Genomic DNA, 7,677 nt, shown 5'->3' on the forward strand with positions numbered 1-7,677 from the left:
TGTCGGGCGACCTCTTCAAGCTGCCGGCCGGCCCGCTGTCCGGCGCGTTCGGCGTGTCGTATCGTCACGACAAGCTCGACGACAAGCCGGGCGCGGATCTGACCGAGCAGAACTTCTACAACCTGGCGACCGCCAGCCGCACCAAGGGCAGCGACACGGTCAAGGAAGCCTATGGCGAGCTCGAGGCGCCGCTGATCAAGGCCGTGCCGTTCATCGAATCCTTGACGCTGAACCTCTCGGGCCGCGTTTCGGACTACGATTCCTACGGCACCAACTCGACCTACAAGGTCGGCGGCAACTGGCAGCTCAGCAGCGAATACCGCCTGCGCGCCAGCTATGGCACTTCGTTCCGCGCCCCGGCGCTGTTCGAGCTGAACCTGGGCGACCAGGGCGGCTATCTGGGCCAGGCGTCGGTCGACCCCTGCATCCGCTATGCTCCGCCGGAAGGCGGCGGTGTGTCGAACCCGACCATCGCGGCCAACTGCGCGGCCCAGGGCATCCCTGGTGACTACGGCGGCAACAACCCGTCGGCCTTCATCGTCACCGGCGGCGGCAAGAACCTGAAGCCCGAGAAGTCGAAGGCGCTGAGCGTCGGCTTCGTCTGGACCCCGAAGTTCGCCGACATCAACGTGGCGGTCGACTACTACGAGATCGAAGTCAACAACCAGGTCACCAGCAACGGCGCGGCCGTCGTGGGTCAGTGCTACGCATCGACCGACTTCCCGAACAATCCGTTCTGCAAGCTCTTCACGCGTGACCTGGATCCGGATTCGCCGACCTATCTGGGCATCACCGACATCGACGGCTCGTTCCGCAATATCGTCAGCCAGACGAGCCGCGGCATCGACCTGACGACGCGCTACAACCGCGATATCGGGCCGGGCCGACTGACGCTGGACACCCAGTTCAGCTACACGCTGGAAGACACCCAGGAGCTGTTCCCGGGTTCGACGGACGACTTCAACGGCCTGATCGGCGAGCCGAAGGTGGTGGGCAACACCCAGCTGCGCTACCGCTGGAACGACCTGACGTTCTCGTGGTCGACGCAGTTCGTCGGTCACCAGTCGAACTACAAGTACCAGTACGACACCGACCTCTCGCCGCCGTCCAACTATACGACGCCGCAGGGTTCGGCCTTCCGGGCCAAGAACCACGCCGAGGCGATGTGGTACCACAGCCTGTCGGTGCGCTACGAAGCGGACGAGTGGGAAGGCATCATCGGCGTCAGCAACGTCTTCAACGAGGCGCCGCCGAAGGTGTCGCCGGCGCTGCAGGACCGTGGCAACTACACGTACGGCCGCGTGGGCAGCTACGCCTTCGCCACGCAGTACGACTTCATCGGTCGCCAGGTGTTCGTGAACCTGACGCGTCGCTTCTAACGATCGACGAAACGAGACGGGAAGGGCGGTCCATCCGGGCCGCCCTTTTTCGTGGCGGAAGGTCCGGTCGCGCGCGCACGCGGATCGCAGGACATGCGCCGCGCGAAGACGTGGCCCGCGAACTGGGTCGCCGGGCGAATGATCGGGAAGATTTCGGAAAGCGGCCTCAGCGGAAGGCCGGGTTCTCCAAGAGGAGAATGGTGGGTGTACAAGGATTCGAACCTTGGACCCGCTGATTAAGAGTCAGCTGCTCTACCAACTGAGCTATACACCCATTCGCGGTTCCGAAGCACTTGCGAGCCCCGGCGGCGAGGCGCGGAACATACGCAATGATTTTAGCAGCGCAAGAGCTTTTTTCATGGCCAGACGAGATATTAGCGGAGCCGTGGATTTTACTTACCTGGAAGGGTTCGCGGCAGGGGATTCCGGGGTGGTCGCGGAGGTGCTGGCGCTGTTTGAAGAGCAGGCCGCGCTGTGGGCGCCGATGCTCGATCCGGCCCATCCCGGCTGGAAGGACGCGGTCCATACGGTGAAGGGCGCGGCGCGCGGAGTGGGAGCTTTCACCCTCGGCGAGGTCTGCGAGCGCTGCGAGGCGGGGGAGGAGAGCCTGGCCGCGGTGAAGACGGCCCTGGACGCCGCCTTGATGGACATCGCCGCCTACGTCCACGAGCAGGCGTTGCGTTCGCTGAAGCGTTGAGCGTTAGCCGCACAATCTGACCGATGCGTAATTGGCGTCGGCGCCGGCGTCTGGCTAGAAGAGCCTTCTAGACACGAGGAGACGCGTCATGCCCCCCAGCCCCTGGAGCCACCAACGTAGCGCCGGCGTCGCCGACGATATCGACTTCGAGATCAAGGGCGAGGAGCTTCAGTTCGTCGAGATCGAGCTGGATCCCGGTGAAAGTGCGGTGGCCGAGGCCGGGGCCTTCGTCTGGAAGGACGCCAGCGTCCAGATGACCACTGTGTTCGGCGACGGCTCGGGCGACCAGGGCGGCGGCTTCATGGGCAAGCTGCTGGGCGCGGGCAAACGCCTGGTCACCGGCGAGAGCCTGTTCACCACCGTCTTCACGCACACCGGCTCCGGAAAGGCGCGGGTCGCGTTCGCTTCGCCCACGCCGGGCTCGATCCTGCCGCTGAACCTTGGCCAACTGGGCGGAACCCTGATCTGCCAGAAGGACAGCTTCCTGGCCGCGGCGCGCGGGGTGTCGATCGGCATCCACTTCCAGAAGCGGATGATGACCGGCCTGTTCGGCGGCGAGGGATTCATCATGCAGCGCCTGGAAGGCGACGGCTGGGTGTTCGTCCAGATGGGCGGCGCCCTGGTCGAGCGCGAGCTGGCGCCTGGCGAGGAACTGCACATCGATACCGGATGCGTGGCGGCCTATACGCCCGGCGTCGACTTCGACCTGGTCATGGCCGGCGGCGTGAAGAGCGTGCTGTTCGGCGGCGAAGGCCTGTTCTTCGCCCGCCTGCGCGGTCCCGGGAAGGTCTGGATCCAGTCCCTGCCGTTCGCCCGCCTGGCCGGCCGCATGATGCAGGCCGCCCAAGGACAGGGCGGCAACCGCGGCGAGGGCAGCCTCCTCGGCGGCTTGGGCAACCTGATCGACGGGAACTAAAAGGGTGTCCTTCTCCCCTTGCGGGAGAAGGTGTCGGCGCAGCCGACGGATGAGGGGTTGATAGACCTATCCGGATTGCACGGCATGACCCCTCACCCGGCCCACTGTGTGGACCACCCTCTCCCGCAAGGGAGAGGGTTATCCCTTCGTCCGGTCCCAGCTGTCGTATTCGTAGGCGATGCAGCGGTCGATCAGCGTGCGCCAGACGGGTTCGACGATCGCTTCGGACAGGCCCGTCTCGAGCGCGGCGGCCTTGACCTTGTCGACCACGTCCTCGATCCGCGCACGGTCGAACACCTTGGAACGATCCGCCTTGATGCGGGCGGCGGCCTCCATGTAGCCCTGGCGCTCGGTCAGGAGCTGGACCAGGGCGCGATCCAGGGCGTCCACGCCCTGGCGCACATCCACCATGGTCTGGCAGTCGGCGGGCGCGAGGCGCGCGTCGACTGTGAGAGTCGTTGTTTTCATGCGCCCCTTTAAGCCGGTTCCCGTGGCAGAAACCAGGGTTCTGGCGGTTAAATGCCCGCGCCGTTGTCCATGGTCAGCAAGGCGGCCTCATGGGCCTCGGCCTCGGCCTTGAGCCAATTCACGAACGCCTTCACCTGCGGCAGGCGACCCTTGGCCTTGGGGTGGACGACGTAATAGGCGAAGTCGACGGCCGTGGAGGCCTCGAACGGGATCACCAGGCGACCGGAATCGAGGTCCGCCTGGGCCAGGGTGCGCTTGGCGAGCGCGATGCCGCGGCCGTTGGCGGCGGCCTCGATGACCAGGCTGGACTGGTTGAAGCGCGGGCCGCGCGCCCCGTCGACGCCCTTGATCCCACGCGCGGCCAGCCACATCGCCCAGTCGGGGCAGCTGTCGTCGGCGTCGGGCGAACCGTCGTGCAGCAGGATGTGGTGGGCCAGGTCCTCGGGACGTTCGAGGGCGTTCTGTTCCAGCAGTTCCGGGCTGGCGACCGGCACCACCGACTCCTGCATCAGGCGGATGACCTCGAGGCCGGGATAGCGACCCGAGCCGTAGCGGATGGCCATGTCGACCTCGCCGGTGGCGAAGTCCACGACCTCCATGCCCGCCGATAGCCAGACGTCGACCTGGGGATGGGCCTGCTCGAACTTGCCCAGGCGCGGCACCAGCCACTTGGCGGCGAACGAGGGCGCGGCTGTCAGGGTCAGGCGACGGCCGTCGACGGCGGCGGTCAGCAGGGAGGCGGCCTCGGCCAGGCGGTCGAAGGCCTCGCGCAGGGCGGGCAGGGCGGTCTGGGCCGCGTCGGTCAGCAAGAGGCCCTTGGGCGTGCGCTTGAAGAGAGCCGCCCCGACATAGTCCTCGAGGTTCTGGATCTGTTGGCTCACCGCGCCGGGCGTCACCGACAGCTCGTCGGCGGCGCGGCTGAAGTTCAGATGCCGCGCGGCGGCCTCGAAAGCGCGCAGGGCGTTCAGGGGCGGCAGGCGACGGCGCTCGTTCGGTCTTTCCATGAGTTTTACTGAACGCCCCGGCAGAAGTCCTTGTTTGCGAATTGGCCTCTTCGCGACGAGTTTGCAAGCGTTCGCTGGCGAATTGGCCCTTTTCGTTGGCGCACGCCGTGGGGCGGTCGTTGAGGCCGCCCCACTAATTTTCGAGATTTTGGCCGGGGTCGTCTTTAGGGGCGGCCCCGTCTTGCGTTCCACGATCTTATTCCAAGTGCGCTGATAGAGGTTCTAAACTCCATGGCTCGTCAGCCGGCCCGAAACAGCAAGCCTGGCCTCGCCAAGCACGGCCTGGTGGTCGTCGGCGGGACGCGGGCCAAGCGCGCCGCAAGGGCGGGAGGGGGCGCCGTGTGGCTCGTCGGCGCCGGCCCCGGCGATCCGGACCTCCTGACCTTCCGCGCGTTCAACGCCCTGCGCGGCGCCGACGTGGTGGTGCACGACGGCCTGGTCTCCGAGGAGATCCTGGACCTTGCCCCCAGCCGGGCGCGCCGGATCAATGTCGCCAAGCGCAAGTCGCGTCACACCCTGCCGCAGGACGACATCAACCAGTTGATCGTGGCCCTGGCCCTGGACGGCTTGAACTTGGTGCGGCTGAAGGGCGGCGACCCGTTCCTGTTCGGTCGCGGCGGCGAGGAACTGGCCGCCTGCCGCGAGGCTGGCGTCGAATGTCACGTCGTGCCCGGCGTCACCGCCGCCCTGGCCGCCAGCGCCAGCGCCGGCGCGCCGCTCACCCATCGTGGCCTGGCCCAGGCCGTCACCTTCGTCACGGGTCATGCCGCGCACGGCGATCCTGATCTGGACTGGGTGGCCTTGGCGCGTCCGAACCAGACCGTCGTCGTCTATATGGGCGTCTCGACCGCCGGCCTGATCGCCGAGCGCCTGACCACCGCCGGTCGTGCGGGTTCGACCCCGGCCCTGATCGTAGAGAACGCCAGTCGCGCCGACGAGCGGCGGGTGCTGACCACGCTCGCGGGCCTCGCCGAAGCCGCAGGGAGCGTGAAGGGCCCGGCGTTGCTGATGGTCGGCGAGGCTATGGCCATGGCTCAACAAAATCCCGCTCATACCCGCGAAAGCGGAGGCCCAAGCGGCGATTCAGAATGGGTCCCCGCTTTCGCGGGGATGAGCGGAGTTTTCGAGTGAAAGTGATCACCGCCAACCGCCTGATCGATGGCGATGTTGTGTTCTGGAAGTCGGGCCAGTGGGTCGAGCGCTTCGGCGACGCCCAGCTGTTCGACGACAGCCACGTCGCGGACGTCGAGGCCGCTGTCGCGGCTGGCAAGAGCCAGCCGACCGTGGTGGTCGACGTCTATCCGATCGACCTGGCCCCGTCGGACGGCCACTGGGCGCCCGTCAGCTACCGCGAACGTATCCGGGCCCTGGGTCCCACCAACGAACCCACGCACGGCAAGCAGGCCGAGGGCGGCGACGTCGTCGAGGCTCTGCGTCAGGCGTCGGGCGCGGCGCGCTCGACCGGTCGCGTCGACCTGATCCGCAGGAAGTAGGGGCGGAAAGCCATGTACCAGTACGACGTCATCGACCGTGAATTCCTGATCGACCGCTCGAACGAGTTTCGCGGCCAGGTCGCCCGCCGCCTGGCCGGCGAGCTGACCGAGGACCAGTTCAAGCCGCTGCGCCTGATGAACGGCCTCTATCTGCAGCTACACGCTTACATGCTGCGGATCGCCGTTCCGTACGGCTCGCTGAATCCGACCCAGGTGCGCCGCCTCGCCGAGATCGCCCGCGATTACGACAAGGGCTACGGCCACTTCACCACGCGCCAGAACATCCAGTTCAACTGGATCAAGCTGAAGGATGCGCCCGACATCCTGGACAAGCTGGCGCAGGTGGACCTGCACGCCATCCAGACCAGCGGCAACTGTATCCGCAATACGACCTCCGACCCCTATGCCGGCGCGACGGCCGAGGAGATCGACGATCCGCGCGTCTGGTCGGAAGTGATCCGCCAATGGTCGACCCTGCATCCGGAATTCTCGTTCCTGCCGCGCAAGTTCAAGATCGCCGTCACCGCCTCGGCCAAGGACCGCACGGCGGCCAAGGTGCACGATATCGGCCTGCTGCTGCGCCAGGGCCGTGACGGGGCGCACGGCTTCGAGGTGATCGTCGGTGGCGGGCAGGGGCGCACGCCCTATGTCGGACCGACCATCAAGCAGTTCCTGCCGACCGACCGGCTGCTGAGCTATCTGGAAGCCGTCCTGCGCGTCTACAATCGCCACGGTCGCCGCGACAACATCTACAAGGCCCGCATCAAGATCCTGGTCGCCGCCCTCGGCGCCGAAGAGTTCGCCAAGCAGGTCGAGGAAGAGTGGGCCAAGATCGACGCCGCCCGCGCCGACCTGCCCGCCGCCGAACTGGCCCGCATCCGCGCCTCGTTCGCCAAGACCCCGTTCGAGACCCTGCCGGCCCGCTCGGAGGCGTTCGAACTGGCCAAGTCCAACGACAGCGCCTTCGCCCGCTTCGTGCGCAACAACGTCCGCGCTCACAAGCAGCCTGGCTATGCGATCGTCGAGATTTCGCTGAAGGCCCAAGAGCAGACGCCGGGCGACGCCAGCGCCGACCAGTTGGACGTCGTGGCCGACCTGGCCGAACGCTTCGGCTTCAACGACCTGCGCGTGACCCACGCCCAGAACCTCGTCCTGCCGCATGTGAAGCTGGACGACCTGCCGACCGTCTTCGCGGCCTTGCAGGCGGCGAACCTGGCCACGCCGAACATCGATCTCGTCAGTGACATCATCGCCTGCCCGGGCCTCGATTACTGCGCCCTGGCTAACGCCCGCGCCATTCCGATCGCCCAGGACATCGCCCGCCAGTTCGCTGATCTGGACCGGGCCGAGCAGGTCGGCGAGCTGAAGATCAAGATCAGCGGCTGCATCAACGCCTGCGGCCACCACCACGTGGCCCACATCGGCATCCTGGGCGTCGATAAGAAGGGCGAGGAATTCTACCAGCTGTCGCTGGGCGGATCGGGCGCCGAAGACGCTTCGATCGGCAAGATCCTGGGTCCGGCCTTGCCGGCCGATCGGGTGGCCGGGGCCGTCGACCAGCTGGTCGGCGCCTATCTGAACGTCCGGACCGATGGCGAGCGCTTCCTCGACACCTACCGCCGCGTCGGCCTCGAGCCCTTCAAGGAGGCTGTCTATGCCCAGGCTGATTGAGTTCGCGGAGGGCGAGGCCCGCTGGGCCGAAGACGCCTTCGTCAACGTC

At 66.9% G+C, this 7,677-nt stretch carries 8 protein-coding genes and 1 tRNA gene; 6 read left to right on the forward strand and 3 right to left on the reverse strand.

Features of this window, described 5'->3' with window-relative positions; translation table 11 throughout:
- On the forward strand, positions 1-1,379 hold a 1,379-nt coding region (locus VJ655_RS18605), incomplete at its 5' end, for a TonB-dependent receptor domain-containing protein (protein ID WP_324113675.1).
- A gap of 198 nt (positions 1,380-1,577) precedes the next feature.
- On the opposite strand, the gene VJ655_RS18610 is transcribed toward VJ655_RS18605, so the two are convergent.
- Positions 1,578-1,653: transfer RNA gene (locus tag VJ655_RS18610), tRNA-Lys, on the reverse strand.
- Between the two features lie 84 nt (positions 1,654-1,737).
- Between VJ655_RS18610 and VJ655_RS18615 the strand changes: the two genes are divergently transcribed.
- Together VJ655_RS18615 and VJ655_RS18620 are read left to right on the forward strand one after the other, a co-directional pair.
- Positions 1,738-2,076 carry an Hpt domain-containing protein gene (locus tag VJ655_RS18615; protein WP_324113676.1) on the forward strand — a complete coding sequence of 113 codons (339 nt, stop codon included), beginning with the start codon at positions 1,738-1,740 and terminating at the stop codon, positions 2,074-2,076.
- 88 nt (positions 2,077-2,164) lie between these two features.
- Complete coding sequence (locus VJ655_RS18620; protein WP_324113677.1) at positions 2,165-2,992, forward strand: TIGR00266 family protein; 828 nt, start codon at positions 2,165-2,167, stop codon at positions 2,990-2,992.
- Positions 2,993-3,130: 138 nt separating this feature from the next.
- On the opposite strand, the gene VJ655_RS18625 is transcribed toward VJ655_RS18620, so the two are convergent.
- Entirely contained in the window at positions 3,131-3,460 is a 330-nt protein-coding gene (locus VJ655_RS18625) for a chorismate mutase (RefSeq protein WP_324113678.1), read from the reverse strand.
- 47 nt (positions 3,461-3,507) lie between these two features.
- Positions 3,508-4,464, reverse strand: coding sequence for a transcriptional regulator GcvA (gene gcvA, locus VJ655_RS18630; RefSeq protein ID WP_324113679.1), 957 nt, complete (start codon positions 4,462-4,464; stop codon positions 3,508-3,510).
- A 231-nt stretch (positions 4,465-4,695) separates the two neighbouring features.
- On the opposite strand from gcvA, the gene cobA reads away from it, so the two are divergent.
- From cobA to VJ655_RS18645, 3 genes are read left to right on the forward strand one after another with little or no spacing between them, the layout of a single operon-like run.
- Positions 4,696-5,595, forward strand: a complete 900-nt coding sequence (gene cobA / locus VJ655_RS18635; RefSeq protein ID WP_324113680.1) for a uroporphyrinogen-III C-methyltransferase — start codon at positions 4,696-4,698, stop codon at positions 5,593-5,595.
- A complete protein-coding gene (locus VJ655_RS18640) occupies positions 5,592-5,957 on the forward strand; it encodes a DUF2849 domain-containing protein (protein ID WP_324113681.1) in 366 nt (121 codons plus the stop codon). Before cobA ends, VJ655_RS18640 begins: the two co-directional genes overlap by 4 nt.
- 12 nt (positions 5,958-5,969) lie before the next feature.
- Positions 5,970-7,628, forward strand: a complete 1,659-nt coding sequence (locus VJ655_RS18645) for a nitrite/sulfite reductase (protein WP_324113682.1) — start codon at positions 5,970-5,972, stop codon at positions 7,626-7,628.
- The last annotated feature ends 49 nt before the right edge of the window (positions 7,629-7,677 follow it).

The organism is Caulobacter sp. (assembly GCF_035254145.1).
Classification (GTDB): Bacteria; Pseudomonadota; Alphaproteobacteria; order Caulobacterales; family Caulobacteraceae; genus Caulobacter.

Coding starts and splice junctions, on each gene's coding strand:
- VJ655_RS18645 (WP_324113682.1), top strand. CDS start 5,970: ATGTACCAGTACGACGTCATCGACCGTGAATTCCTGATCGACCGCTCG.
- VJ655_RS18620 (WP_324113677.1), top strand. CDS start 2,165: ATGCCCCCCAGCCCCTGGAGCCACCAACGTAGCGCCGGCGTCGCCGAC.
- cobA (WP_324113680.1), top strand. CDS start 4,696: ATGGCTCGTCAGCCGGCCCGAAACAGCAAGCCTGGCCTCGCCAAGCAC.
- VJ655_RS18615 (WP_324113676.1), top strand. CDS start 1,738: ATGGCCAGACGAGATATTAGCGGAGCCGTGGATTTTACTTACCTGGAA.
- VJ655_RS18625 (WP_324113678.1), bottom strand. CDS start 3,460: ATGAAAACAACGACTCTCACAGTCGACGCGCGCCTCGCGCCCGCCGAC.
- gcvA (WP_324113679.1), bottom strand. CDS start 4,464: ATGGAAAGACCGAACGAGCGCCGTCGCCTGCCGCCCCTGAACGCCCTG.